The 23,838-nt window shown below is 51.0% G+C and carries 27 protein-coding genes; 13 read left to right on the top strand and 14 right to left on the bottom strand.

The window, feature by feature from the left end; genetic code table 11:
* The first annotated feature begins 26 nt into the window (after nucleotides 1-26).
* Nucleotides 27-638: a tetratricopeptide repeat protein gene (locus RYZ26_RS08920; RefSeq protein WP_317682847.1), complete on the top strand. Its 612-nt coding sequence runs from the start codon at nucleotides 27-29 to the stop codon at nucleotides 636-638.
* A gap of 83 nt (nucleotides 639-721) precedes the next feature.
* Here the strand turns inward: RYZ26_RS08920 and RYZ26_RS08915 are convergent, their stop codons facing one another.
* Both RYZ26_RS08915 and RYZ26_RS08910 read right to left on the bottom strand, forming a co-directional pair.
* Nucleotides 722-1,078, bottom strand: coding sequence for a carboxymuconolactone decarboxylase family protein (locus RYZ26_RS08915; RefSeq protein WP_317682846.1), 357 nt, complete (start codon nucleotides 1,076-1,078; stop codon nucleotides 722-724).
* 87 nt (nucleotides 1,079-1,165) lie between these two features.
* Complete coding sequence (locus RYZ26_RS08910; RefSeq protein ID WP_317682845.1) at nucleotides 1,166-2,206, bottom strand: M23 family metallopeptidase; 1,041 nt, start codon at nucleotides 2,204-2,206, stop codon at nucleotides 1,166-1,168.
* A gap of 123 nt (nucleotides 2,207-2,329) precedes the next feature.
* Here RYZ26_RS08910 and RYZ26_RS08905 point away from each other — a divergent pair, with 123 nt between their 5' ends.
* On the top strand, nucleotides 2,330-2,755 hold the full coding sequence (locus tag RYZ26_RS08905; RefSeq protein ID WP_317682844.1) for a MaoC family dehydratase: 426 nt from the start codon (nucleotides 2,330-2,332) through the stop codon (nucleotides 2,753-2,755).
* Between the two features lie 80 nt (nucleotides 2,756-2,835).
* Here the strand turns inward: RYZ26_RS08905 and cobN are convergent, their stop codons facing one another.
* Nucleotides 2,836-6,585, bottom strand: coding sequence for a cobaltochelatase subunit CobN (gene cobN, locus RYZ26_RS08900; protein WP_317682843.1), 3,750 nt, complete (start codon nucleotides 6,583-6,585; stop codon nucleotides 2,836-2,838).
* 119 nt (nucleotides 6,586-6,704) lie between these two features.
* Here cobN and RYZ26_RS08895 point away from each other — a divergent pair, with 119 nt between their 5' ends.
* Nucleotides 6,705-7,448 (top strand): substrate-binding periplasmic protein, encoded by a 744-nt coding sequence (locus RYZ26_RS08895; RefSeq protein WP_317682842.1) that lies wholly within the window; start codon nucleotides 6,705-6,707, stop codon nucleotides 7,446-7,448.
* Nucleotides 7,445-7,963: a GNAT family N-acetyltransferase gene (locus RYZ26_RS08890; RefSeq protein WP_317682841.1), complete on the top strand. Its 519-nt coding sequence runs from the start codon at nucleotides 7,445-7,447 to the stop codon at nucleotides 7,961-7,963. The genes RYZ26_RS08895 and RYZ26_RS08890 overlap by 4 nt, the downstream gene beginning before the upstream one ends.
* 2 nt (nucleotides 7,964-7,965) lie before the next feature.
* Here RYZ26_RS08890 and RYZ26_RS08885 read toward each other — a convergent pair whose 3' ends face one another.
* Entirely contained in the window at nucleotides 7,966-8,541 is a 576-nt protein-coding gene (locus RYZ26_RS08885; protein ID WP_317682840.1) for a YqgE/AlgH family protein, read from the bottom strand.
* An 81-nt stretch (nucleotides 8,542-8,622) separates the two neighbouring features.
* On the opposite strand from RYZ26_RS08885, the gene RYZ26_RS08880 reads away from it, so the two are divergent.
* Entirely contained in the window at nucleotides 8,623-10,719 is a 2,097-nt protein-coding gene (locus RYZ26_RS08880) for a protein-disulfide reductase DsbD family protein (RefSeq protein ID WP_317682838.1), read from the top strand.
* Between the two features lie 210 nt (nucleotides 10,720-10,929).
* Nucleotides 10,930-11,298 carry a response regulator gene (locus RYZ26_RS08875; RefSeq protein WP_317682837.1) on the top strand — a complete coding sequence of 123 codons (369 nt, stop codon included), beginning with the start codon at nucleotides 10,930-10,932 and terminating at the stop codon, nucleotides 11,296-11,298.
* On the opposite strand, the gene rnhA is transcribed toward RYZ26_RS08875, so the two are convergent.
* From rnhA to ispH, 3 genes are read right to left on the bottom strand one after another with little or no spacing between them, the layout of a single operon-like run.
* Nucleotides 11,299-11,757, bottom strand: a complete 459-nt coding sequence (rnhA, locus tag RYZ26_RS08870) for a ribonuclease HI (RefSeq protein ID WP_317682836.1) — start codon at nucleotides 11,755-11,757, stop codon at nucleotides 11,299-11,301.
* The gene (locus tag RYZ26_RS08865) at nucleotides 11,757-12,719 is read right to left on the bottom strand and encodes a homoserine kinase (RefSeq protein WP_317682835.1); all 963 of its coding nucleotides are present in this window, start codon (nucleotides 12,717-12,719) and stop codon (nucleotides 11,757-11,759) included. Before RYZ26_RS08865 ends, rnhA begins: the two co-directional genes overlap by 1 nt.
* Before the next feature lie 6 nt (nucleotides 12,720-12,725).
* On the bottom strand, nucleotides 12,726-13,667 hold the full coding sequence (gene ispH, locus RYZ26_RS08860; RefSeq protein ID WP_317682834.1) for a 4-hydroxy-3-methylbut-2-enyl diphosphate reductase: 942 nt from the start codon (nucleotides 13,665-13,667) through the stop codon (nucleotides 12,726-12,728).
* Between the two features lie 57 nt (nucleotides 13,668-13,724).
* On the opposite strand from ispH, the gene RYZ26_RS08855 reads away from it, so the two are divergent.
* On the top strand, nucleotides 13,725-15,407 hold the full coding sequence (locus RYZ26_RS08855; RefSeq protein WP_317682833.1) for a peptidoglycan-binding domain-containing protein: 1,683 nt from the start codon (nucleotides 13,725-13,727) through the stop codon (nucleotides 15,405-15,407).
* A gap of 62 nt (nucleotides 15,408-15,469) precedes the next feature.
* A complete protein-coding gene (locus RYZ26_RS08850) occupies nucleotides 15,470-16,027 on the top strand; it encodes a hypothetical protein (RefSeq protein WP_317682832.1) in 558 nt (185 codons plus the stop codon).
* Between the two features lie 113 nt (nucleotides 16,028-16,140).
* Here the strand turns inward: RYZ26_RS08850 and grpE are convergent, their stop codons facing one another.
* Together grpE and hrcA are read right to left on the bottom strand one after the other, a co-directional pair.
* Nucleotides 16,141-16,842, bottom strand: coding sequence for a nucleotide exchange factor GrpE (gene grpE / locus RYZ26_RS08845; RefSeq protein WP_317682831.1), 702 nt, complete (start codon nucleotides 16,840-16,842; stop codon nucleotides 16,141-16,143).
* A gap of 20 nt (nucleotides 16,843-16,862) precedes the next feature.
* The gene (gene hrcA / locus RYZ26_RS08840) at nucleotides 16,863-17,900 is read right to left on the bottom strand and encodes a heat-inducible transcriptional repressor HrcA (RefSeq protein ID WP_317682830.1); all 1,038 of its coding nucleotides are present in this window, start codon (nucleotides 17,898-17,900) and stop codon (nucleotides 16,863-16,865) included.
* Nucleotides 17,901-17,992: 92 nt separating this feature from the next.
* Here hrcA and RYZ26_RS08835 point away from each other — a divergent pair, with 92 nt between their 5' ends.
* Genes RYZ26_RS08835 through rdgB form a run of 3 tightly spaced genes read left to right on the top strand, consistent with a single transcriptional unit; the run spans nucleotide 17,993 to nucleotide 19,548 of the window.
* Nucleotides 17,993-18,205: a DUF3126 family protein gene (locus RYZ26_RS08835; protein ID WP_317682829.1), complete on the top strand. Its 213-nt coding sequence runs from the start codon at nucleotides 17,993-17,995 to the stop codon at nucleotides 18,203-18,205.
* Nucleotide 18,206: 1 nt separating this feature from the next.
* Nucleotides 18,207-18,929, top strand: coding sequence for a ribonuclease PH (gene rph / locus RYZ26_RS08830; RefSeq protein WP_317682828.1), 723 nt, complete (start codon nucleotides 18,207-18,209; stop codon nucleotides 18,927-18,929).
* 7 nt (nucleotides 18,930-18,936) lie between these two features.
* Nucleotides 18,937-19,548: an RdgB/HAM1 family non-canonical purine NTP pyrophosphatase gene (gene rdgB / locus RYZ26_RS08825; RefSeq protein WP_317682827.1), complete on the top strand. Its 612-nt coding sequence runs from the start codon at nucleotides 18,937-18,939 to the stop codon at nucleotides 19,546-19,548.
* Here the strand turns inward: rdgB and RYZ26_RS08820 are convergent.
* Genes RYZ26_RS08820 through RYZ26_RS08810 form a run of 3 tightly spaced genes read right to left on the bottom strand, consistent with a single transcriptional unit; the run spans nucleotide 19,545 to nucleotide 21,023 of the window.
* Nucleotides 19,545-20,147 carry a DNA-3-methyladenine glycosylase I gene (locus tag RYZ26_RS08820; RefSeq protein ID WP_317682826.1) on the bottom strand — a complete coding sequence of 201 codons (603 nt, stop codon included), beginning with the start codon at nucleotides 20,145-20,147 and terminating at the stop codon, nucleotides 19,545-19,547. The genes rdgB and RYZ26_RS08820 overlap by 4 nt on opposite strands.
* 3 nt (nucleotides 20,148-20,150) lie before the next feature.
* Nucleotides 20,151-20,441: a YciI family protein gene (locus RYZ26_RS08815; RefSeq protein ID WP_317682825.1), complete on the bottom strand. Its 291-nt coding sequence runs from the start codon at nucleotides 20,439-20,441 to the stop codon at nucleotides 20,151-20,153.
* A gap of 18 nt (nucleotides 20,442-20,459) precedes the next feature.
* Nucleotides 20,460-21,023, bottom strand: a complete 564-nt coding sequence (locus RYZ26_RS08810) for a TetR/AcrR family transcriptional regulator (RefSeq protein ID WP_317682824.1) — start codon at nucleotides 21,021-21,023, stop codon at nucleotides 20,460-20,462.
* A 121-nt stretch (nucleotides 21,024-21,144) separates the two neighbouring features.
* On the opposite strand from RYZ26_RS08810, the gene RYZ26_RS08805 reads away from it, so the two are divergent.
* Together RYZ26_RS08805 and RYZ26_RS08800 are read left to right on the top strand one after the other, a co-directional pair.
* Nucleotides 21,145-21,711, top strand: a complete 567-nt coding sequence (locus RYZ26_RS08805; RefSeq protein ID WP_317682823.1) for a DUF924 family protein — start codon at nucleotides 21,145-21,147, stop codon at nucleotides 21,709-21,711.
* Nucleotides 21,712-21,845: 134 nt separating this feature from the next.
* A complete protein-coding gene (locus RYZ26_RS08800) occupies nucleotides 21,846-22,616 on the top strand; it encodes a GGDEF domain-containing protein (protein WP_317682822.1) in 771 nt (256 codons plus the stop codon).
* On the opposite strand, the gene RYZ26_RS08795 is transcribed toward RYZ26_RS08800, so the two are convergent.
* Both RYZ26_RS08795 and RYZ26_RS08790 read right to left on the bottom strand, forming a co-directional pair.
* Entirely contained in the window at nucleotides 22,613-23,107 is a 495-nt protein-coding gene (locus RYZ26_RS08795) for an invasion associated locus B family protein (protein ID WP_317682821.1), read from the bottom strand. The genes RYZ26_RS08800 and RYZ26_RS08795 overlap by 4 nt on opposite strands.
* 140 nt (nucleotides 23,108-23,247) lie before the next feature.
* On the bottom strand, nucleotides 23,248-23,823 hold the full coding sequence (locus RYZ26_RS08790; protein ID WP_317682820.1) for an RNA methyltransferase: 576 nt from the start codon (nucleotides 23,821-23,823) through the stop codon (nucleotides 23,248-23,250).
* Between the last annotated feature and the right edge of the window lie 15 nt (nucleotides 23,824-23,838).

Here is a 23,838-nt window from a genome sequence, read left to right as displayed (position 1 = left end):
TGGTTTGCGCAAGGGGTTGATAGCAAATGCCGATTATCTTTTTCATCATATTGTGTTTTTTCACATATAACGCACAGGCCAGTATGGAAGACGCCATCCGCGCCGTCCAGGAAGGCCGCAATGAAGACGCGTTAAGAGAATTTCATCAATATGCGCGCGCGGGCAACCCCATGGCCGATTACTGGATTGCCACCATGTATCTTCAGGGCCGTGGCGTTGAAAAAGATGTGAAAGAAGCCATGAGCTGGCTGCATAAGGCAGCACGTCAGGATTACACCCCGGCCATGATCATCCTTGCCAACCTGCATCTGGAAGGAAAGACTGGCAAGGTGAACCTTAACCTGGCACGCGGCTGGTATAAAAAGGCCATGGATCTCGGCGATTCTTATGCCATGATGCGCATGGGGGAGATTTATATCAGCGGCATCGGTGTGCCCGCCAACCCGACCATCGGAATAAAATATGTGCGACAAGCTGCCAAGATGGAATCACTGGAAGGTAAACACATTCTGGGCATGGCTTACCTTCAGGGGATCGGGGTCAAGGTTGATAGACAGCAGGGTTTGTTCTGGTTAAGAAGCGCGGCTGAGGCAGGATTCCCGGCGTCAATTGAAGTGCTGAAAGAGTTGGGGAAGTAGTTGTTCCCCGGCGCAGGCCGGGGCCTCATTAATAACCGGAATTTCCCGTCAAAATATCCCGGCCTTCGCCGGGACACACAGATTTACTTCACCCCATATTTCTCCACAAACTGATCATAGGCTTCCAGGGTCTGTGCGCCATAGATCATAGACGGCCCACCGCCCATATAGACAGCCATCCCGACCGTTTCGGCGACTTCATCCCGGGTTGCGCCAAACTTTAACGCGGCCTTTACATGAAAGGCGATACAGCCATCACAGCGCGTCGTGATCGCAATAGCAATGGCAAGCAGTTCCTTGGTTTTAGGATCCAGCACGCTATCAGCGCTTGCCGCCCCTGCCAGTTGGGAAAAGGCCCCCATGGTTTCAGGGATCGCACCGCGCAGGGTTTTGATCGCGCCCGTTAAGTCTTTTGCGATTTCGGGATAATTCTTGCTCATTCTTCTGCTCCACGCCAAAATAGATATTTAGCATATTCTAATATGCTAAATATCTGAAGAAAGCAACCTCAAAGAAAAAGAGGTCTCTCAGCGCATGGAGATACGGGTTTCGGACTTGAAAATACCGCCACTACTGCCGTCGGTCTGGCGCAACAATTTGATCTCGCCCTTATAGACGCCTTTTTCCCAGTTTAAACTGGGGCGGCGCATACCCGCATAAAGGCCACGATGGGCCTGCGTTTTTTCAATCTCGGACGTATAGGTGAAAATTTCTTTCCCAAAAGGATCTGTAATTGAAAATGTCACCTTGTCACCTTGCTTCACATGGAGCATCCGCGCCCATAAAAAGAGCTTAGGGGAGCGAATAGACAAGGTTTCATCATCATAAAGCCCCTTGGCCATCCCGCTTGTTTTTGGTTTTGTCGCCGCAAAACCCGTATCAATAATATTGACCGGGTCATAATCCAACTGACTTAAAACTTCGGGCAGCCACAAAGGATTGTCGCCTTCTTCGCACAAATCATTGCGCGCCACGCCGACAAATGGGTCCACAATGGCACCACGGCGTTTTTTCAGCTTTGGATCAAGATATTCCACCTGAAAATGCAGGTGCGGGTAGATGCTTAAGCCGGAATTGCCAACCAGCCCCAAGATATCCCCGGCGTGAACCTTGTCACCTTTCTGGACTTTCAGACTGTTGCGTTTTAGATGGCAATATTGCGTCACCCAGCCATCCTTGTGCCTTAAGCGCAGCCCATTGCCGCATTCTTTCTTGGCAATGGCCTGACGGTCACGCTTGCGATAATCAATATCCTTCATCCCGTCACGCGCCCCCAACACAACACCATCTGCCGCTGCTGTCACAACAACCCCAGCCTGCATATCGCGTTCAGTCCGGATCATAAAATCCGTGCCCTTGTGGGCATTATAGGTCTGGCCCTTACAGCTATAATCCTTGGCTTCTTTCGTGCGATCATGATCAACATAATTCGCAATCCAGCAGTTCCAACCCAACTCACAGTCGATAGGCATCTGTAATTTGGGTGTAGGAATAGCATCTTCGGCCACCACAGGGGCTGCCAAAACCGCAAAAGAAAGGGCAATCAGGCTTATCAAACGTACAATCATAGCAGGCGCATTATGAAACATTCTTGAAGAATAAGAAAAGGAAGAATTTTCACTTTTGAGGTTTTTTCATTTTATGGGTATAGTGCAGCGCACAAACATTATTTTAAATAAGGAAACGATCCCATGGAAGAGCTGTACGGCTATAGCTATGAAGATATCGACGTTGGCATGACCGATGTCTTTTCAAAAACAGTAACCGAGGCCGACATTATGGCTTTTGCAGGTGTTTCAGGTGATACCAACCCTGTTCACCTCAACGAAGAATTCGCCAAAGACACCATGTTCAAAACCCGTATCGCCCACGGTATGCTGAGCGCGGGCTTTATCTCCACTGTCTTTGGCACAAAGCTGCCTGGTCCGGGCTGTATCTACATCGCCCAGAACCTGAAATTCAAGGCCCCTGTTAAAATCGGCGACAGCGTTGTTGCCCGTGTAACAGCCGTTGAAAAAGACGACGCCAAGAAATTCATCAAATTTGAAACCGTCTGCACGGTTGGTGACACAACTATGATCGCAGGTGACGCCACCATCATGGTTCCAGCGCGCTGATCTCTTTACTGTCATTCCCGCAAAAGCGGGAACCTAGAAAACCATCGACTGGGTCCCCGCTTTTGCGGGGATGACAATTCTTAATTCAACCCGTCCAGCATTTCGCCAATCATAAAGCGCGCTGAATTCGATCTTGGATTCCATAAACCCCGATCCTGGGCCTCCTGAAAACGTTCCAGCATTTCTTTCAGTGCGGCCGTGTTATTGTCTTTCAAGAAATCAAACGTGTCCGTATCCTGAATATAGGCATCAAACACCGCATCGAAATGATGGTCGCGCACGCAGTTGGCGGTGGCTGCAAAGGCAAACATGTAATCTACCGTTGCCGCCATTTCAAAGGCACCCTTGTAGCCATGGCGCTTGACCCCGTCGATCCATTTTGGGTTAACCACGCGGGCACGCACAACACGGGCGATTTCTTCTTCCAATGTACGAATGCGCGGCGTTTCGGGACGGGAATGATCATTATGATAAACGGCCGGAGCTTCCCCGCCTTTTAGCGTTTTAATCGCTGCCGTCATGCCGCCTTCAAACTGATAGTAATCATCACTATCCAGCAGATCATGTTCCCGGTTGTCCTGGTTCTGCACCACCGCTTCGACGTTAGAGAGACGTTCTTCAAACAGACCATGGGCCGATTCTCCACCCGCACCGGAGCCGTAGGCATAGCCGCCCCAGGCAACATAGGCTTTGGCGAGATCATCCGCCGTATCCCAACCTTTCTCATCAATCAAGGCCTGAAGACCCGCCCCATATGCCCCGGGTTTGGAGCCAAAGACACGATAGCCGGACCGTTTATCCGCTTCTTCCTCGCTTAAGCCCTGCTCTATCAGCTGGCTTTTTTCAGCCCGCACGCGGGCGGCCAACGGGTTGAGGTCATCCGGCTCATCCAGATTGGCAACGGCCCGTGCGGCGCTATCAAACAGATCAATCAGACCGGGGAAGGCATCGCGGAAGAAACCGGACACCCGCAAAGTAACATCCACGCGCGGCCGACCCAGTACCGCTTGCGGCATCACTTCAAACCCGGTAACGCGGCGCGACACCGTATCCCATTGCGGCTGCACCCCCATCAACGCCAAACCTTGTGCGATATCATCCCCGCCTGTGCGCATGTTGGATGTCCCCCAGGCGGTCAGTGCCATGGTGCGCGGCCAGTCGCCATTGTCCTGTAAATAGCGTTCAATCATCAGGCTTGCCGATTTCCACCCCAGCGTCCAGGCCGCAGGTGTTGGCACCGTGCGGGTATCAACTGAATAGAAATTTTTCCCCGTCGGCAGGATTTCTGGACGCCCACGCGTCGGCGCCCCACTTGGACCAGGCAGAACAAATCCACCGTCCAGCCCTTTCAGGACAGATGCGATTTCTGATGCACCACAGGACATCACATTCGGGCGCACAACCTCATCCACATATGCCAGAACCGCCAGAGTTTGCACCCATTCCGGCTTGCAATACATATCATTACTGACTAGATCATAAGCCAGCGCTTCCAGACGTTCCACCGTATCACCGTGCGTGCGCCAGCGATCTTCGCTTTGCAGAACTTCCGGCTTTAAACCGACCCATGGTTCAGCCATATCGCAATCCAACGGATCAAAATTCAAATCCAGATCATTGGCGAGTGCGCGGATAAGAGACGCATCGCCACCTTCCCCTTTATTGCGTTGAACCCGCACAAGGGCAACCAGCAGGTCATTTAGTAAACGATCTTCCGGACTTTCACCGAAGATATGCAACCCGTCACGGATTTGCAGTTCCTTTAGCTCACACAGATGATTGTCCAGCTTGGCAAGCGCTTCTTCGTCATCATCTTCCTTGGCAATACCGCAATCTTCATCCAGACCTGTAGTGCGAGAAAGCGCGAGGATTTCTTTTTTCAGCACTTTCAGGCGGCGTGGATCAACCCCTGCGGCTTCATAATATTCATCCACCAACTGTTCCAGATCACGTAAAGGACCATAGCTTTCAGCGCGCGTGAGCGGTGGGGTCAAGTGATCAATGATAACCGCCTGACTGCGACGTTTAGCCTGCGTGCCTTCGCCCGGATCATTAATGATAAAGGGATAAAGATGTACCATGGGTCCGAAGACCGCTTCGGGCATACATTCTTCAGACAAAGCAATGGCTTTACCCGGCAACCATTCCATATTGCCATGCTTGCCCATATGAACCACGGCTTGCGCCCCAAAGGATATACGCACCCAAGCATAAAAAGCCAGATAGTTATGAGGCGGCACAAGGTCTGGACTATGATAGCTTTCCACCGGATCGATGTTATAGCCACGCGCGGGCTGCAAACAGACGGCCACATGACCACAGCGATAGGCGGGCAGGACGAAACTGCCCTCCCGGAAAAACGGATCTTTTTCCGGTGCGCCCCAGCGATCTGTGATCGATGTTCGAACCTCTTTGGGCAAACTATCAAAGAACGCCAGATAATCGTCCAGCGACAGACTTTCCACCACATCGCGTTCATCCAGTTTGGTGAAGTCATTGGTGACGCCTGCTTGTAAGCGTTCAATCAAGTCATTGCCATCTGTCGGGATATTTTCCAGATGATAGCCCGCACTTTCCATCGCGCGCATGATGTTGAGCGATCCCGCAGGCGTATCCAAGCCGACCCCATTGCCCATACGGCCATCTTTATTGGGATAGTTGGCAAGGATGAGGGCGACGCGACGTTCCACCACACTGGTTTTTCGCAGCTGCGCCCAGTTGGCCGCCAGTTCCGCGCTAAAATCCAGACGGTCTTTGACAGGCTGGTAGGTGACAATATCGCATTCACACAATTCATCACGCACGGCCAATCCTTTAAAGGAAACCGCACGGGCCAGCACCCGCCCATCCACTTCGGGCAGGGCAACGTTCATGGCGATATCACGTGCGCTTAAACCATTGGTGCCTTCACGCCAGACATCCTCATTCGATCCGGCAAAGACCACCTGCAGGATGGGGCAGTCAGCGGCGTCAAATGGCGTTTCCGTGCGCACAGCATTGGGCTTGGACAGGGCAAAGCCGGTGCCGTTAATGATGATTGAGGTATCACCATTCACCAGCGTTTCTTCGATGAAGGCAGCAGCCACACTATCTTTCAGACTGGTGGCATAAAGCGGCAAGGGGTTTAAGCCCTTTTCCTGCAACGACTGGATCAGCCCATCGATTACCGCCGTGTTGCCTGCCTGCATAAGCGCGCGATAAAACGTAATCGCTGCAACCGGACGACCTTCTTGCCAATATTGGTCCTGCAAATCAGCCAATGACAAAGCCGATGTCCCCGGCCAGTAGATGCCTGCGCGCAGCAACGGAGCTGGTTCAATCCAGTCAGCGTCGCGCCCCAGCAGAGAATGGGTGAACTTCAAGAATTCAACGGCATTATCAATCCCGCCATGCACGCAATATTGCCACAGGCGATGCTGAGATTCAGAATCCACGCTGGAAAGATGGGACAATTCCGCGTCAGGCTGGTCATCACCGGGCAAGAGCGCCAGCGGGATATTCTTCTGCGCACAGATTTGCACGAATTCATCCACGCCATATTCAAAATAGCTTTTCCCGCCGAGCAGACGCATCACCACCAGCTTGGCCTTGGAAATAATGTCATCCACATACAGATCAACCGACATGTTGTGGCCCATATGCAGCAGGGAGGCCAACCGTAATGTCGGGATGTCTGGATCAGCTTCATGCAGCTTCTTGTGCGCCAGCGCCAAACAGGCGATTTCCGTATCCGCAGCGGTTAATACAACAATGTCGCCAGGTGTCTGTCCCAGATCGATCGCTTCGGACCCGTCGGTGATTGCCCCCGGTGTTGCGGCAAGAAGATGCATCTTTTTTTCCAAACTTCATTTATTCGTCGCAGATACATAGGAAGATTCGCGCGGAAACGAAACAAAAAAGTAAATCCATACCCCTTTCGCATTACGTCGGAATACAGTAAAACAGAAGGATGAAATATATTGTCTCCACCCTGACGTTGTTTTTCCTCGGCTTTGTAAATCCCGCACAGGCTGACCAACCCTATGGCGGAACGGAGATCTCTGTCGTTTACGCCAATCAGTGGGCGCCAATTTCCTATGAAGAAGGCGGGGAGATCAAAGGCCTGTTACCAGATCGAATGGACGAAATCCTCGCTCAGCAAATGGGCATGAAGGTCACCCACATTCCATCACCCTGGGGGCGCGCACAGAAACTGGTGGAACGCGGCAGTGTGGATGCTTTTGTCACCACCGTCACTCCTAAACGCCTGCAATACAGTAGCGCCTCAGAAGCCAAGGTATTCATCCTGCCCTTCGTCCCGGTGGTACGCAGTTTTGATCTCAAAGTAAAATCCTTCAAAGATGCAGATGATCTGAGCCAATATAAAGACCAGCTTTTCTGCGACGTGTTAGGAAACGGCTGGGCAGATTATTTTTACAAAGACAAACCCGTCCAGGTTTATACCGCCCCGACCATCAAGGAATGCCTGCTGCTGTTACGCGCCGGGCGGGTTCAATCCATCATTCATGCTGAACCTGTATTGCGCAAATACATCAAAGAGCTGGATTTGGAAAAAGCTCTCACCGTTCTGCCCCGTCCGTCGGCTAGAAGCCCGAAATTTTCGCTAATGATTTCTAAAAAGTCTCGACTGGATCAAGATTTTCTGGATTATTTTGATCAGCATTTGGCCTCACAGAAAGAGATAGAAAATTGATCCGCCCCACAACCCCAGACGATCTGAAAGATATCCTTGATATCCAGCGCCGCGCCTTTAACGAAGAAGACGAAGCCGAACTGGTGGCAAATCTGCTAGACGATAAGACAGCACAGCCCGTCCTCTCCCTCATTGCTTGTGATAATGAAGATACGCCCATCGGTCACATTCTCTTCACCAAGGCTTATGTTGATAACCTGTCTGCTTACCTTCTTGCCCCGCTTGCCGTCGTGCCGGAGGTTCATTACAAGGGGACGGGCCAGCGTCTGATGAAAGAAGGGCTGAAGATTTTAAAAAGCTGGGGTGTGGATGTGGTTTTCGTGCTCGGCCCGCCCGATTATTACCCCCGCGCAGGTTTCTTGAATGATGCTGGCGCGATTGGCTATCCGGCCCCGCACACGATCCCGGCCAAACATGCCGATGCCTGGATGATGCAGCATCTCAGCGACAAACGCATCAAAGGCACCGTGCGCGTTGCCGATGCCATTGCTGCGGAAGAATATTGGAAAGAATAAGTTTAAGCGTGACCTGCTTCGTCTAACAACAAACGCGGATCAATACCCAGCTGACCAAGAGCGCGTTCCCACTTGGTTTCCAGCACGTCATCATAGACGATCTCGTCATTGGGCGGCACGTTCAGCCATCCATTTTCAAGGATTTCCTGATCCAGCTGCCCCGGCCCCCACCCGGCATAACCAAGGGCGAGCATGCTCTGGTTCGGACCCAGTCCACTTGCCATATCACGCAAGATATCCACCGTTGCCGTCAGGGCATATTTACTGCCGACCACAACCGTGCTGTCTTTCATATAGTCCGGACTATGCAAAACAAAGCCGCGTTCTTCATCCACCGGACCGCCCAGATGCACGCGGATTTGATCTTCCATGCCAAAGGTTTCGATATCCAGTTGATTAAGCAAATCCGGGAAAGTCAAAGACTGCACAAGGCGGTTCACCACCAGCCCCATCGCCCCTTCTTCAGAGTGGGAACAGATGTAAATCACCGTCTTTGCAAAACGGGGATCAGACATGTTCGGCATTGCAACCAGCAATTGCCCTGTCAAATCTGTGCATATGGTATTGTTTTCATTCATATCTATCACATATGCTTCATTGGGACGAAGTGCAAGTCCTGTCCGTAATTCTGACATATTTTAAGACTATTTACGCTGATTATGAAACGTTTTTTGATCCTTCTTTCCATGGCCCTGATCTGGGCAGGAACGGCCCTTGCCCAATCAAGTGATTGGCAAGGCATTGATAAAACACAGGTCCGATTGATTTCCAGTGCCACAAACCTGGGCAGCGGCAATGACCTGTTGCTTGGCCTGCATTTCAAGATGGAAAAAGGATGGAAAGTCTATTGGCGCAGCCCCGGTGATGCCGGATACCCCCCTGAAGTGGACTGGAAAAACAGTGCCAACCTGATGGATGCCCAGATGCATTGGCCGCGTCCGGAACGGTTTGAGGTCTTGGGGCTAGCGACCTTGGGTTATAAGGATGAAGTGGTCTATCCGGTACGCGTGAACGTAACGGACCCTAGCCTGCCCTTGGATCTAGATGCCCATGTGCGCTTTCTGACCTGTGATGATATCTGTATCCCCGTCGAAGTTGATCTTGCCATGGCCCTGCCTGCGGGTCCGGCGGATGCCAGTGACAATGCGCAACTGATCAATAAATATAACAGTCAGGTCCCGCGCAGCGATATTGGTGAAACCATCACCTTGTCTGCGCCAACCCTCTACATCAAAGATGACAAGAAAAACGGCACCTTGCGCCTGAACGTCGCAACCGACTGGGAACTGTCCAATCCGGACGCGCTGATGGAAGGCCCGATTGAATTAGCCTTTTTCAAACCCACCCTTGCCCTGTCAGAAGATAAGAAATCTGCGCTGATTGATGTACCGCTGGATGGTCTGCACTTCATGGAAGGCCCGGTGACGGATCAGGATTTCACCCTGACTTTCATGGATGGCATGCGCGCGGTGGAACTGAAAACCAAAGTCACCACACAGGACGGTCCCCTGCCCGCCCTGAAAGGTTTTCGCATCATCGGTGAAAATGCTGCCCCTGACCTGCCGCTTGCCACCATCCTTGGTCTCGCCGTCCTTGGCGGTTTGATCCTGAACCTGATGCCCTGTGTATTACCTGTTCTCTCCTTAAAAGTTCTGGGGCTTGTCAGCCATGGCGGGGCGAACCCGATGACCGTGCGTTTAAGCTTCCTTGCATCAGCCGCTGGCATTCTCTTTTCCTTCCTCGTTCTGGCTGGGGCCTTAATCGCCATGAAAACCACCGGGGCGACCATTGGCTGGGGTATTCAGTTCCAGCAGCCCTTGTTCCTGATCGCGCTTGCCCTGATCGTTATTCTGTTTGCCTGCAACATGTGGGGCTTCTTTGAGATCAACCTCCCGGGCTGGATGTCCAGTTTGGGGGCACGCTCTGAATCCAAAGGGCTGGGTGGACATTTCCTGACCGGGGCCTTTGCCACTATCCTGGCGACCCCCTGTTCCGCCCCATTCCTCGGCACCGCCGTAGGTTTTGCGCTGTCCCAAGGATCAGCTGAAATCCTGATGGTCTTTACTGCCTTGGGCGTCGGGCTTGCACTGCCATACATTCTGATCGCACTCTTCCCCGGTTTTGCCACCCGCCTGCCCAAACCGGGCAACTGGATGGTAACCTTGCGCAAAATACTGGCCCTTGCCCTGATTGCGACGGCAATTTGGCTTCTCACCGTCCTGATGGCACAAATTGGAGTGAACGCTGCGATTGGCGTAGCAGGCGTGCTGGTCGTTATGATCATCGCCCTGGCCTTGAAGCGGCAGCTGAAAGCCCTGACCACGCCTATCGTGCTTGTCCTTTTTGCTGCGGCTTTCACGGTTCCTGTCTTTGCACAGAAAGATCAGATCGCGGATGCAGAAGCCGAAAAGCTCTGGACCAAGTTCGACACCACCCAAATCAGTACATTAGTGGAGAACGGTCAAATCGTCTTTGTGGATGTGACGGCGGACTGGTGCATCACCTGTCAGGTCAATAAAAAGCTGGTCCTGCATCAGGGTGAACCTTATGACGTCCTCAAATCCGATAAGGTTACCGCCATGAAAGCAGACTGGACCAACCCTGATGATGAAATTGCAAACTATCTTGCAAGCTTCAAAAAATTCGCCATTCCGTTCAATGCGGTCTATGGCCCCGGCGCACCAGAGGGAATCGTTTTGCCCGAATTACTGAATGAAGAGGACGTTTTGGACGCAATTTCCAAAGCCAGGGGTTGAACATTCAAATTCGCACCCACATATATACTTGGTGGTTACAATATTGAAAAAAAGGCAACGGACTAGAAAAACAGGACCTTGCCGCAGAAAAAGGCTTCCTCACCGGAGCCTTTTTCACATTCAACTATGGGTAACCGTTAAATCATACCGTGCATTTTATCACGTTTCGCGATAGGCTTTTTAGATCATCATTACATTGGAAAGAATTAATTGTTGCCTATCCTCCTTGCCGAAGACAATATCATCAACCGCAAAATCATCGAAGCCATGGTGGTTTCCGGCGGATATGATTTACATCAGGTCGAAAATGGCCGAGATGCCCTTCATGCTGTGGAAGAAGAAGATTACCTCTGTGTGCTGATGGATTTGCACATGCCGGAAATGGATGGCATCGAAGCCACCCGCCAGATCCGTGCCCTTTCCAGCACCAAACGCGCCATCCCCATCATCGCCGTCACGGCCAATGTGCTGGACAGTGTGCGCGATGAAGCCATGGAAGCAGGCATGAATGAGTTTCTAAGCAAACCCGTCAGCTGCCAGATTTTGCTGGATGCCATCCAACGCAATATTATTGATTAATCACAAAACCAAAGAATTTTTGATCTTTTCCACGCCTTCGCGCGCCAAAGCATCTGCGCGTTCATTTTCTTCATGGCCCGCATGACCTTTGACCCAGTTCCATTCCACCTCATGGATAGCGATCGCTTCGTCTAACTGCTGCCAGAGGTCCGCATTTTTAACTGGTTTTTTCGCAGCCGTTTTCCAGCCGTTTTTCTTCCAGTTAAAAATCCATTTGGTGATGCCGTCTTTAACGTACGTACTATCAGTATAGATCGCGACCTTGACCGGACGTTTCAGTTTTAACAGTCCCTGAATGGCGGCTGAAAGCTCCATACGGTTATTAGTGGTGACTTCTTCGCCACCACAGAATTCACGTTCCACCCCATTCCAGCGCATCAGAACACCCCAGCCACCGGGCCCGGGGTTTCCGCTGCAGGCCCCATCAGTGTACATTTCAACGATATTTTCACTGCTCATTATTTCAGCCCATAAGCGCCAGCCGAACGAACCGCCTGGTGGAATTTCAAGATTTTATAGTATTCCATCGGATCTTTCGGTTTCACCAGCGCATCCTTTGGCGTGTTGACCCAGTCATAAAGCCGCGTCAGCAAAAAACGCAGTGCAGCTCCGCGTGCGATCAGGGGCAGGGCTTCCACCTCTTCCGCGCTAAAATCGCGTACCTTTCGATAATGGGACAGCAGCAACTTTGCCTTGGTGACATTAAAGTCCCCGTCTTTTTCAAAACACCAGGCATTCATGCAGATGGCCAGGTCATACGCAAAGATATCATGGCAGGCGAAATAAAAATCGATCAGACCGCTGCATTCTTCACCCCGGAAAAACACATTATCGGGGAAGGCATCGGCATGGATGATCCCCTTGGGCAGACCGATAGGCCAGCGTGGTTCCAGATAATCCAGTTCTGCCAACAGTTTATCGCCCAAACCCACCTGTACATTATCGGCATGTTCCAGACATTGCTGCAAAAGCGGACGCCAATCCATGACAGACAGATCATTGGCGCGTTTGGTCGGAAAGTCACGCCCCGCCACATGCAATTCAGCCAAGGCGCGACCCAATTCTGCACAATGAACCGGCTTGATCTTGCGCGGCCACATCCCTGCAAGGAAGGTAAAGATCGCGGCGGGTCGGCCCGCAAGTGTGCCCAAGGCCTGCCCCTGTTCATCCTTCAATGGGGTCGGACATGTGATGCCACGCGCACTCAGATGTTCCAGCAGATCAAGAAAGAACGGCAGATCATCTTCATTCACCCGTTTTTCATAGAGCGTCAGGATGAACGGTCCCTGATCGGTCTGAATGATATAGTTGGAATTTTCCACCCCTTCGGCGATACCTTTGTAAGACATTAGGGTACCGATGGAAAAACGATCCACAAATTGGGTCAGTTCAACGTCACTGACTTCAGTATAAACAGCCATAACTCTTTACGCACTCAGACTTGCAGGCAGCTTGAAGATGACATCTTCTTCGGTGAAGGTTTCAAAACGCACTGTCACGTTATAGCGTTCACGGCATGCTGCCACAACTTCTTCCACCAAAACTTCAGGGGCAGAGGCCCCGGCGGTGATGCCCAATGTGTCCACATCGTTCAATTCATCAAAATTGATTTCATGAGCGCGCTGCACCAGCATGGATTTCGGACAGCCATTCAGACGCGCAACTTCCACCAGTCGTTTAGAATTGGAAGAATTCGGCGCGCCCAGCACCATCACCATGTCAGCTTTTTCTGCAATCAGCTTAACGGCTGTCTGGCGGTTGGTGGTGGCGTAACAGATATCTTCTTTCTTTGGCAATTCCAGATTTGGATACCGTTCTTTCAAAACCGTGATCACGCCCTGGGTATCATCCACAGACAAGGTAGTTTGTGTCACCAGCCCCAATGGAATGTCCGTTGGCAGTTCAACCGTTTTGGCCTGATCGACATTTTCAACCAATGTCACTGCATCTTCAGGCAATTGCCCCATGGTACCGATGACTTCCGGGTGGCCTTCATGACCGATCAGGACAACCGGATGATCGCGATCAAAATGACGTTCTGCGGCGCGGTGTACTTTACTGACCAGTGGACAGGTGGCATCCACATAGGTTAATTCACGACGATCGGCTTCGGCGGGTACCGATTTCGGCACCCCGTGGGCGGAAAAAATAACCGGGACATTGTCGGGCACTTCGTCCAGTTCATCCACAAAGATCGCGCCTTTATCGCGCAGACTATCGACGACGAATTTGTTGTGAACGATTTCATGGCGCACATAAACGGGTTTGCCAAATTTCTCCAGCGCGCGTTCCACAATATGAATCGCACGGTCAACGCCAGCACAAAAGCCACGGGGGCCCGCCAACAATATGGTTAAATCTTTTGTCATGAATCCCAATATAGAAATCAAAGACAAAGAGTAAAGCAACATGTTAGACTTTTTTTTATGAAACTTCTGATCCTGATCCTTCTTTGCTGCAGCATTGGCACAAATGCACTGGCTGCCAAACCGTCCGGGCTTGACAAACCAAGCGCGAAACCGGAGCTGTTCAAGCTGCAAAACCCGGTGGAACAGGCGCAGGAACTGCTTAGTCAACAGGGGCTTTATAAAGGCAAGAAAGATGGCATCCGCACGCCGGAACTGGAAAAGGCCATCAAAGCCTATCAACGCACCCATGATTTAAAAGAAACTGGCAAGATCACCAGCGAGTTGCTGGCCCATATGGAAAATATTGGTCGCGTCAGAGCCTTGATCAAACGGTTGGATGTTGTGCGCAAGGAACGTCAGGAAAAAGCCCGTCTGGCGCTTCTGTCTGATCCGCGCACCCGCAAGCTGCTGGAACAGAAAGAAACCGAAGTGGCCGATCCCACCCGTGATGCCAGCCAATGTTTTGCCGCCCCGTCATCACGATGTTTACTTCATGAAGCGGTGGAAAGTTCCCGCGCGGTCTTTGAAGATGATTTACGCGACTGGGCGTTGGGCGAAATTCTATCTGCGCAAGTCAGTTCCGGCATGGAAGAAGCCGCCATGGAAACCGCCGCACGCATCAAAGACAGCCGCCTTGTCATTGCTGCGCTGACCAACATCGCCAAAACACACGCCAAAGAACGCAAGATCAGTGAAGCTTTATCCGGGCTAAGCCTGATCCCGGTTGCCCAGCGCCGCCTGTCCGTTCTGCTTGAAATCGCGCGCATTTACCGCGATGACGACCAAAAGAAGGAATTGATCGAAGTGATCAACCGCATTCTTGCAGGCACACAAAGCATTGAAGAACTGGAAGATCGTCTGTCCCTGCAAATTCAGGCAGCTGAGATTCTGTCTTTTGGGGATAAGGATCGCGCACTTAAGCTTCTGGATGAAATCTCTGATCAGGCACGGAAATCTGCCACCAACGGATCAAAGGTCACCTTGTTGCGACAAGCCGCCAGCGCCATGGCCAATGTGGGTTATCCGGAATGGGCGTTAAAGGCCTTGGATGAACTGCCCGATGACGAAACCCGCATCCCGGTTTTGATGTCTTCTGTACGCGCCTTTTTAAAAGATGGACGTTTTCAGGCTGCGCGCTCAACATTGGAACGTATTTCAGCGCCGCGCTATCGCAGTGTGATCCTGGCCGATCTTTCCAAATCCCTTTGGCAGGCGCAGGAACGTCAAAAATCCATGGAAGCTTTGGCTGAAGCCCAGACGCTCGCCAATTCCATCAAACTGCCCTTTGCCAAAAACTATACCCTGTCCAAAATCGCAGAAACCCTGATTGAAATTGCCAGCCAGTCCGGCAAATCCATTCAGGCAGATCAGGCCTATGTGGTCCTGAACAAGATCAAAGATGGCCGCCTGAAAGCACGCGGCCTGTGGAACCTTGCCAATGCGGCCAGACAGAAAGGGTTTGTTGTCACCAAAGGAGATTTGGGTGAAGAAACCGAACTTGCCATGAATGCGATTAAAAGCAAGTTTTCCAAAGCCTGGATTTTGGGGGACCTGGCCCATCATCACTTTGCCAGCGGTGAAAAAGAACAGGCACAACGCGCCCTTGATCTGGGGTTAAAAACGGTGCAGAACCTGAAAAATCCGTGGGCACGATCACGTGCGCTTGCAAAATTTGGCGCTGTAATCAATCGCTTGGATTGATCCTGCCCGCCTGACAGGGTATGGTGCGCGCACAGGCTATTTTTCAACCGTCGGAGTCACCCATGAAAATCACCAAAAGCATTCTGTCATCGATGATCCTTTGTCTCGGTCTCAGTGCATGTGACTCGTTAAATTTCTGGCGTGAAGAAAAACCGGAACCCTGCCCGCGCATCACAGTTTTGAAAAATGCGTCTGAACTGACCAAATTCAAAGACGGCCCCGGACGTGACATTATTGATGTATTGTTCGAAGCCAAAATCACCAACGTCTTGAGCGCCTGCCAGTATGATGTGGATTACGATACCCGCGCAGGTTCCATCCTGACACAGGTTGCCCCGGTCATTTCCGCCCAGCGTGGCCCGGCGGATCAATCACGCAAAGCCGATGTAAATTATTTCGTCGCCATCGTGGATAATCAGAAGAAAATTCTGGAAAAGACCACCTTCCCGCTGCGCCTTGCCTTCCCGGGCAACCAGACCCTGAACGAAGTCACCGATGAGCCGATTGACCTGACCATCGTCACCGATGGGTCACGTGATGGGTCCGATTACGAAATCTATGTGGGCCTGCAGTTAACCCGCGAAGAAATTTCCTACAACGCGCGCATCAACCAGCGTTAAGAATGATCCGCTGTGTCCCAGCGAAGGCCGGGACCTTTTCAAGACAGAGTTACCTTGTCAAAAAGCCCCCGGCCTGCGCCGGGGAACACGCTAGACAGCTATGTGCGGAAAACTTAAGTTTCCTGATCGATGGTAGAACCCGCATTCTCGTTCGCAGCTTCTTCATAAGGCTGACCAGGGCCTTCTTCCGCAACAGGGGCTTCTTCAGCCGCTGGTGCAGGAGCTGCTTCCTGTTTTGGGCCACCTTTGGTGACACCAACCATGGCTGGGCGTAGCAGACGGTCGTGGATGACGTATCCATCTTGCATGACTTGGGCAACCATGCCCGCCGGCTGGCTTGGGTCTTCAATTTCAAACATGGCCTGATGCAGGTTGTGGTCAAACGGCTGACCCGCTGCTTCCACACGTTTGATGCCTGCTTTGTTGAACGCGTTTTGCAATTCACGCTCGGTCATTTCAACGCCTTTAACAACGTCGCTGTCTTTCAGTTCTTCTGATGCACTTTCCAGCGCGCGGCGCAGGTTATCAGCCACACTGACCATTTCGCGTGCAAAGTTTGTCACACCATATTTCAGCGCATCCTGTTTTTCTTTTTCAGAACGGCGACGCACATTTTGTTCGTCCGCCACAGCGCGCATCCATTTGTTTTTCATCTCAGCCAGATCAGCTTCAAGCTTTTCGATTTGCGCATCCGCACCAAAGCCCTGAACGTCCGCTTCCAAAGTCACTTCTTCCTGTGCTTCTTCAGCTGGTGCAGCTTGTTGTTCAACTGTTTCGTTTTCTTCAGGTGTTGCTTGTGTATTCTCGCCTGACATTTCTTTACTCTTCAATACTGTTAACCAATTAAACGGCCAATTACTTTTGATGTGTAATCAACCATCGGAATAATGCGCGCATAGTTGATCCGGGTAGGTCCGATCACACCAATTGCGCCGACAATTTTCTGGTGGGGGTCATGAAAAGGTGCCACCACCATCGAACAGCCCGACACGTTAAACAACGGATTGTCCGATCCAATAAATATTTGTACGCCTTCCGCCCCATCCGCAAGGCGCAAAAGCTTTAGCAGGGTTTCTTTCGTTTCTAAAGCCTCAAATAAAGATTTTATGCGTTCAAGGTCACCCATGGCGGAAATATCATCAAGAAGATGACTTTGTCCGCGCACAATCAAAGACCCTGAATCTTCCGTGCCGCCGGCCCATTCAGCAAGGCCCGCTTCAACCACACGACTTGTCAGCTCATCCAGTTGTGCCTGATGGGTCTGTAATTCCTTGGTAATTTCATCCACGCCGCCTGTGACCGTTTGCCCCACAAGCTTAGCCCCCAGATAATTACTCGCCTGCACCAACGCACTCGGCGGGATATCGTGCGGAGTTTCAATCACGCGGTTTTCCACCACGCCATTTTCCATCACCATAATCACAAGTGTGCGCCCGGGCGACAAATTCACAAATTCGATATGTTTTAGCGGAGAATCGGTCTTGGGGGCAAAAACCAGCGATGCACATCCGGACAGGCCGGAAATCATGCCGGAAGCTTCTGACATAACATCTTCAAACTTGCGGCCCTTGGCAGCACATTCCGCATCAATGGTCTGACGTTCCTGTTCCCCCAGATCACCAATTTCCATGACGCCATCAATAAACATGCGAAGACCCAATTCCGTTGGCATGCGCCCGGCAGAGGTATGCGGGGAATGAAGCAGGCCCATATCTTCCAGGTCTGCCATTACATTGCGGATAGAAGCAGGCGAAAGCGCATTTTCCAGCAGTTTGGAAACCGTGCGTGATCCCACGGGTTCGCCTGTTTCCATATAGGCATCTACAATGCGACCAAAGATATCGCGTGATCTGTCATTCAAGTTACTAAGCATGGAAAGAAATTTAGTCTCAAGTGGGCGTTGCGTCAACGCAAGAGGCTATGTTAAACCGATCAGAACTTCATTACCTATGGGAATATATAATTATGATTACGATGGAAGAAATTCAGAAAGTTACCGCACACCTGCGCAAGACTTTTGGCAACGACAAAATCCGCGTTCAGCCACCAAAGAAGCCGGAACACCCGGTTGAAGTCTATGTTCTGGATGAATTCATTGGCGTTTTGCACCGTGACGAAGACGAAGGCGAAGTGTCTTTCGACCTGAATATTTCCATCATCGCAGAAGACCTGGAATAAGATGACACGTCCATCAGGGCGCGCGGCCGATCAACTGCGTGAAGTCACCTTTGAAATGGGTTTCTCCAAATATGCCGAAGGCTCCTGCCTGGTGAAATTTGGTGACACACATGTTCTTTGTACTGCAACTGTGGAAGAAAAAGTCCCGGGCTGGATGCGCGGGTCTGGCGAAGGCTGGGTAACCGCAGAATATGGCATGCTGCCACGTTCCACCCATGACCGTATGCGCCGCGAAGCCAGCAGTGGCAAACAATCCGGGCGCACACAGGAAATCCAGCGCCTGATCGGGCGTTCCCTGCGTGCTGTCTGTGACCTGAAAGCCATGGGTGAAATTCAGGTCCGTGTAGATTGTGACGTTTTGCAAGCTGATGGCGGCACACGCACAGCTTCCATCACGGGTGCTTATGTCGCCATGTATGCAGCCTTCCAAAAAATGATCGAAGAAGAAAAGCTGGAAACCATGCCGCTTTCTTCTGAAGTTGCTGCTGTTTCCTGCGGCATTTTTAAAGGCCAGCCCGTGCTGGACCTTGATTATGACGAAGACAGCAACGCCGAAGCGGATGCGAATTTCGTGCTGACTGGCAACGGCGGCATTGTGGAAATTCAGGGCACGGCGGAAGAAGATCCGTTCAGCCGTGATGAATTCATGCAGCTGCTGGATCTGGCCCAGAAAGGTATTAACGAACTGGCCGTGAAACAACGCACCGCCCTTGGATTGGAGTAAATCTGACATGACCCGCAAATTAAGCGCCGGAAAACTTGTAATCGCCAGCCATAACGAAGGCAAGGTCCGCGAAATCCGCGACCTTCTCGCCCCGTTAGGTATGGATGTGATTTCAGCTGCCGAGCTTGATTTGCCGGAACCCGTCGAAGATGGGGATAGTTTTATCGCCAACTCTCTGATCAAATCTTTGGCTGCGGCCAAGGCATCCGGTTTTCCCGCCATGGCCGATGATTCCGGCCTGGCGGTGAAAATTCTGGATGGCGCACCCGGCATTTATTCCGCCCGCTGGGCTGGTCCGCGCAAGGACTTTGGCGCAGCGATGAAAAAGATTCAGGATGCCATCACGGATTACGACACGATTGAGCAAAAAGCTGATCGTTCTGCCTCCTTCATCTGCGCCCTGTCTCTGGCTTGGCCAGACGGTCACACAGAAGTCTTTGAAGGACGCGTGGATGGACAGATGGTCTGGCCCATGCGCGGCGAACATGGCTTTGGCTATGATCCAACTTTCCAGCCCAATGGCTATGACATCACCTTTGGGGAAATGGACCCAAGCGAAAAGCACGAAATCAGCCACCGCGCGGATGCTTTTAAACAGATGGTCAACGCCTGCTTCTAAGGTCTTTTAAAGGCTTTGCGCAACTCATCTGATTTTTTGCGAGAGACACAATCCACTAGATGATCATTGATCAGCCCCATGGATTGCATAAAGGCAAAGACCGTGGTCGGCCCGACAAAGGCCCAGCCGCGTTTCTTTAGTTCCTTTGAACAGGCGATGCTTTCGTCGCTGGTTGTTTGTGTCTGGGGTGCGAGGCGTGTTGCCTCATCCGGCTCAAAGCTCCAGAAAAATCTAGCCAGTGATCCTTCGGCTTCTACCATTTCGATGGCGCGTTTGGCGTTATTAATGACGGCTTCGATTTTACGGCGGTTGCGCACAATACCTTTATCCACCATCAGCCGTTCCACATCAGCCGCGCTATAAGTCGCCACCTTGTGAAAGTCGAACTGATCAAAGCCGCTACGAAAATTTTCCCGCTTGTTCAAGATCGTTCGCCAACTTAAACCCGATTGAAAGCTTTCAAGACAAATCTTTTCAAATAAACGACGGTCATCACCGACCGGATAGCCCCATTCATCATCATGATACGCGATAAATTCCGAGGCCTGTGCGCACCAACCGCAACGAACCTGTCCATCCGGGCCTGTCATTACTGTCATCTCTTAAGCACTCAGCAGGAAATCAAGACGGTCATCAGCCTGACCGGGCGTGATCTCATGAATTTCGGCCATCACGATTTTTTCTGCAACAAACGGGTCTAACTGAACACGTTGCTCAATCTCCTCACGGCTCACATTGTTCGCAACAATGGCCCCGCCTGCATTAGGCTGCAGACTGCCGACTACTAGAAAGACACCGTCGGCCAATCCCTGTTTGATCCAGGCTTTATGGGCTTCCATAAATTGTGGAGCCTTGGGTTTATTTTCAGCAAATCTCAAAAATACGATAAACATAAAGAAACCTTTCAAAAATCAATTGAGCTGTTCAGCCAGCCATTCAAACATCAGATCGACTTCTGCATGCAGAAAATCCAGATCGTTAAAAGCATTCGCCAACGTGGCAACCCCCTGAGAACGACTGAGCAAATGCATGGCGAGGTCATCGGCAGCATCCTTGCGGCCCACCTCCGCAAACTGTCTGGCAAGCCAGTTTCTAAACAGGGTGAAAATTTTGGTCGCCTCATCCTTTAATTCATGATCCAGTTTGGCGAGTTCACCGGAAAGGGTGCCGACCGGGCAGCCATAAAGGGCGATCTTACTTTTATTCATCACCAGAATGCGGATAAAGCAGCTGATACGGTCCACCGGGTCGGGATTATCTGCTTCCCAGTCGTCCAGCATCTTCTGTGTTTTTGCCAAGCGATACTCAATCACGGCATCAAGAATTTCATCCTTGGTTTTGAAGTGGTGATAGAAATTCCCGCGCGAAATCCCCAGTTCGTCGGCGATATCGGCAAAGGACGTCTGGGAAAATCCAGCGCGATAGAAATGCTGATCAGCCACTTCGACTATGCGATCACGGGTTTTCTGTTTCATGAGACACCTTACACTAGGACATTTGACCTAAATAATAATTAGGACACATGACCTAAAAAGTCAAACCCTTTTCAAACGATATCCAACACCTTATATTTTTCAGATAGATAAGGAGCCCTCAATGAACCAAGACATCAAAAGCCTTCTCGAATTCTGGTTTTCAAGCAGCACCCCGGGTGAAATGAACACACATCGCAAGGAGTGGTGGGTGAAAGACCCGGAATTTGATCGCCGTATTCAAGACGAATTCAGCCCGCTTTTTGAAAAGGCCGATGCCGGCGAATTGGACGATTGGAAAGAAACACCGCTTGGCTGTGTCGCCCTTGCCCTTTTGCTCGACCAATTCCCGCGCAATATGTTTCGCGGAAAAGCGCGCGCCTTTGCCAGTGATGAAAAGGCCCGCGCCCTCACCCGGCATGTTCTGGATAAAGGCTTTGATAAAAACCTGCCCATCGGGGCGCGCCTTTTCCTCTACCTGCCATTGGAACATAGTGAGGATTTGCAGGATCAGAACGACTGCATAAAACTTGTCGAGTCCATGGGAGATGAGGGTTACCTTGACTTTGCGAAGAAGCATCAGGTGATCATAAAACGCTTCGGTCGCTTCCCCCATCGCAACGAAACCCTTGGTCGCACCAGTACAAATGAAGAGGTTGCCTTTTTAAGTGAACCCGGTTCTTCCTTTTAAATCAGAGACCTAGCACGCATAAATTGAATTTTCTTGTCTACGTACATATACTTTAGTATATTTCCAAAGTTGACGGCATATCCAAATATGTATAAACACCGTCGCCATCGTTGTGCCAATGGGTGGGTGAGAACATGGCCAAACTACGTGAAATTAAGGCGTTGGAAGACCAATGCCGTACTGATAATGCGGGATTCAAAGCTGACTTGTTTATTGTCGGCTTTGCCAATCTGGCTGTACTTCTGATTGCATCTCAGGTTGATTTAACTGAATGGTTACAAGGAGTTGCCTTTACAGGTGCAGGTATCTTCATCCCGCTTAGCATTTCGCTTAGCCTGTCTTTGGTTTATCTGTCAGAACGCAAACGTCGCGAGGCAGCGGCCCAGCGGGATCGTTTTATGTTGGAATCAAAACACGATAACCTGACTGGGCTTTATAACCGACAATTCCTGCAGGATTCAGCCAATATTGAATTGGCACGCACCAAACGTGTACCGTCTACATTCTCCGTTATTCTGCTTGATATTGATCATTTCAAGAAGATCAATGACACCCAAGGCCATGACATTGGTGATGCTGTTCTAAAGACCTTCTCCCACGTTCTGGAAAATGTGGTGCGCCAAATTGATGTGGTTGCCCGCTGGGGCGGTGAAGAATTTATCATCATGTGTCGCGATACCAATGATCAGGGGGCCTACACACTGGCGACCAAAATCCAGAAAGGCCTGAAAGAAGCGACCTTTGCCTGCAATCATCCGGTAACCGCCAGCATGGGTGTGGCCTCTGTCGATGAAGCAGAAAATCTGGAAGACCTGATCAAAATCGCGGATACCCGCATGTATGAAGCAAAAAACCAAGGCCGAAACCGGATCGTCAACCGCACCCATAAGACCCAGCTGGCTTAAGAACAGGCCTTTTTCATCGCATTGTAAGCTGCTGAAATCCCTTTGAGGGAATAGGTATCGCTTGTATCTGTGCCGCGTCTCGATGTGGCTTTGACCTGCAGGGTGGAGCCTGCCTTCATCATCTTGACCAAACGCACATCATCTTTGGATTCATAGGTCCAGGCAGTTTCGCCTGATCCAAACAGATTGAATTTTGCTTTGCCGACGGACACGGCAATATCCTTGCCGTCTTTCAACGGATAGCCCTGATGAAAGCTGACCACATCCTTGAAACCCTCGGCCTTGCGACGGGTGATCAGTGCATAGATCTCCCCACGTTTTTTTTCATGGCTGGCTTGGGTCGGGGCAGAGGCAATATAACACACGCTCGCCTTTGCTTTTTTATCCGCAAACACATCCCAGTCCCCATGGGGGCCCAAATACTCATATCCGGCTGCCTGAGCTTGCGCAGACAGGAACAGCGCGCCAAAAAATGCAATTCGTTTCATCATGATTTTTTCATAACAAAAAGCAGTTAATAAATTGTTTAATTAAAAGCTGAAATCACCCATCATTCCTGCACAGGCAGGAATCTTTCTTCCCGCAATCAGATCCCTGCCTTCGCAGGGATGACAAAGAAAGCTTGTAAGCTTCACTCCCCCCAGTTTTCCGGCACGTCCGGTGGGGTATCTTCAAAGGGTGAGCCATTTCTGAAAATCGGTCCACCATGACCTTGTGGTGCCAGCGGCTCTGTCGGCCCACCTGCGCGCACCGGACGGTCCGCAAACCGTCCCAAACTTTGCAAACGGTCATACATCACCAAAGCCCCTGCCGTGCCCACATTGATGCAGAATTTCATGGGGATTTTGATGATATGATCACAGCGCTCAATCGTTGCTGGCGTCAAGCTGGATCGTTCCGGGCCCAAGAGATAAGCTGCTTTGGTTGGATGGCGAAAGCTTGGCAGTTCAATCGCATCTTCGGTCAGCTCCACACCGACCAACTGACAGCCTTGGGGCAGCATCATCTCATCCAGGCTGGGGAAACTATAAAACGGTGTGTGATCCACTGATTTGGACGTATCGGTCTTGTTCCATTTATTGCGGGAATATTTAGCATCGACCGTATAGACAAAGCTCGCGCCAAAGGCATGTGCCGTGCGAAACAGGTTGCCGACGTTATAGGCTTTGCTGACGCCCTGAATGCCAATTCCAAAATATCCACGCATGATCACTTCCTACAA

It is taken from the genome of Terasakiella sediminum (assembly GCF_033100395.1).
Taxonomy (GTDB): Bacteria; Pseudomonadota; Alphaproteobacteria; order Rhodospirillales; family Terasakiellaceae; genus Terasakiella.
The sequence above is the reverse complement of the archived record's forward strand: the minus strand, read 5'-3'. Positions and strand labels throughout refer to the sequence as shown.

Excerpts from the sequence above, each read along its gene's own strand:
- RYZ26_RS08920 (WP_317682847.1), top strand. The coding sequence starts at position 27 with ATGCCGATTATCTTTTTCATCATATTGTGTTTTTTCACATATAACGCA.
- RYZ26_RS08915 (WP_317682846.1), bottom strand. The coding sequence starts at position 1,078 with ATGAGCAAGAATTATCCCGAAATCGCAAAAGACTTAACGGGCGCGATC.
- RYZ26_RS08910 (WP_317682845.1), bottom strand. The coding sequence starts at position 2,206 with ATGATTGTACGTTTGATAAGCCTGATTGCCCTTTCTTTTGCGGTTTTG.
- RYZ26_RS08905 (WP_317682844.1), top strand. The coding sequence starts at position 2,330 with ATGGAAGAGCTGTACGGCTATAGCTATGAAGATATCGACGTTGGCATG.
- cobN (WP_317682843.1), bottom strand. The coding sequence starts at position 6,585 with ATGCATCTTCTTGCCGCAACACCGGGGGCAATCACCGACGGGTCCGAA.
- RYZ26_RS08895 (WP_317682842.1), top strand. The coding sequence starts at position 6,705 with ATGAAATATATTGTCTCCACCCTGACGTTGTTTTTCCTCGGCTTTGTA.
- RYZ26_RS08885 (WP_317682840.1), bottom strand. The coding sequence starts at position 8,541 with ATGAATGAAAACAATACCATATGCACAGATTTGACAGGGCAATTGCTG.
- RYZ26_RS08880 (WP_317682838.1), top strand. The coding sequence starts at position 8,623 with ATGAAACGTTTTTTGATCCTTCTTTCCATGGCCCTGATCTGGGCAGGA.
- rnhA (WP_317682836.1), bottom strand. The coding sequence starts at position 11,757 with ATGAGCAGTGAAAATATCGTTGAAATGTACACTGATGGGGCCTGCAGC.
- RYZ26_RS08865 (WP_317682835.1), bottom strand. The coding sequence starts at position 12,719 with ATGGCTGTTTATACTGAAGTCAGTGACGTTGAACTGACCCAATTTGTG.
- ispH (WP_317682834.1), bottom strand. The coding sequence starts at position 13,667 with ATGACAAAAGATTTAACCATATTGTTGGCGGGCCCCCGTGGCTTTTGT.
- RYZ26_RS08855 (WP_317682833.1), top strand. The coding sequence starts at position 13,725 with ATGAAACTTCTGATCCTGATCCTTCTTTGCTGCAGCATTGGCACAAAT.
- RYZ26_RS08850 (WP_317682832.1), top strand. The coding sequence starts at position 15,470 with ATGAAAATCACCAAAAGCATTCTGTCATCGATGATCCTTTGTCTCGGT.
- grpE (WP_317682831.1), bottom strand. The coding sequence starts at position 16,842 with ATGTCAGGCGAGAATACACAAGCAACACCTGAAGAAAACGAAACAGTT.
- hrcA (WP_317682830.1), bottom strand. The coding sequence starts at position 17,900 with ATGCTTAGTAACTTGAATGACAGATCACGCGATATCTTTGGTCGCATT.
- RYZ26_RS08835 (WP_317682829.1), top strand. The coding sequence starts at position 17,993 with ATGATTACGATGGAAGAAATTCAGAAAGTTACCGCACACCTGCGCAAG.
- rph (WP_317682828.1), top strand. The coding sequence starts at position 18,207 with ATGACACGTCCATCAGGGCGCGCGGCCGATCAACTGCGTGAAGTCACC.
- rdgB (WP_317682827.1), top strand. The coding sequence starts at position 18,937 with ATGACCCGCAAATTAAGCGCCGGAAAACTTGTAATCGCCAGCCATAAC.
- RYZ26_RS08820 (WP_317682826.1), bottom strand. The coding sequence starts at position 20,147 with ATGACAGTAATGACAGGCCCGGATGGACAGGTTCGTTGCGGTTGGTGC.
- RYZ26_RS08815 (WP_317682825.1), bottom strand. The coding sequence starts at position 20,441 with ATGTTTATCGTATTTTTGAGATTTGCTGAAAATAAACCCAAGGCTCCA.
- RYZ26_RS08810 (WP_317682824.1), bottom strand. The coding sequence starts at position 21,023 with ATGAAACAGAAAACCCGTGATCGCATAGTCGAAGTGGCTGATCAGCAT.
- RYZ26_RS08805 (WP_317682823.1), top strand. The coding sequence starts at position 21,145 with ATGAACCAAGACATCAAAAGCCTTCTCGAATTCTGGTTTTCAAGCAGC.
- RYZ26_RS08800 (WP_317682822.1), top strand. The coding sequence starts at position 21,846 with ATGGCCAAACTACGTGAAATTAAGGCGTTGGAAGACCAATGCCGTACT.
- RYZ26_RS08795 (WP_317682821.1), bottom strand. The coding sequence starts at position 23,107 with ATGATGAAACGAATTGCATTTTTTGGCGCGCTGTTCCTGTCTGCGCAA.
- RYZ26_RS08790 (WP_317682820.1), bottom strand. The coding sequence starts at position 23,823 with ATGCGTGGATATTTTGGAATTGGCATTCAGGGCGTCAGCAAAGCCTAT.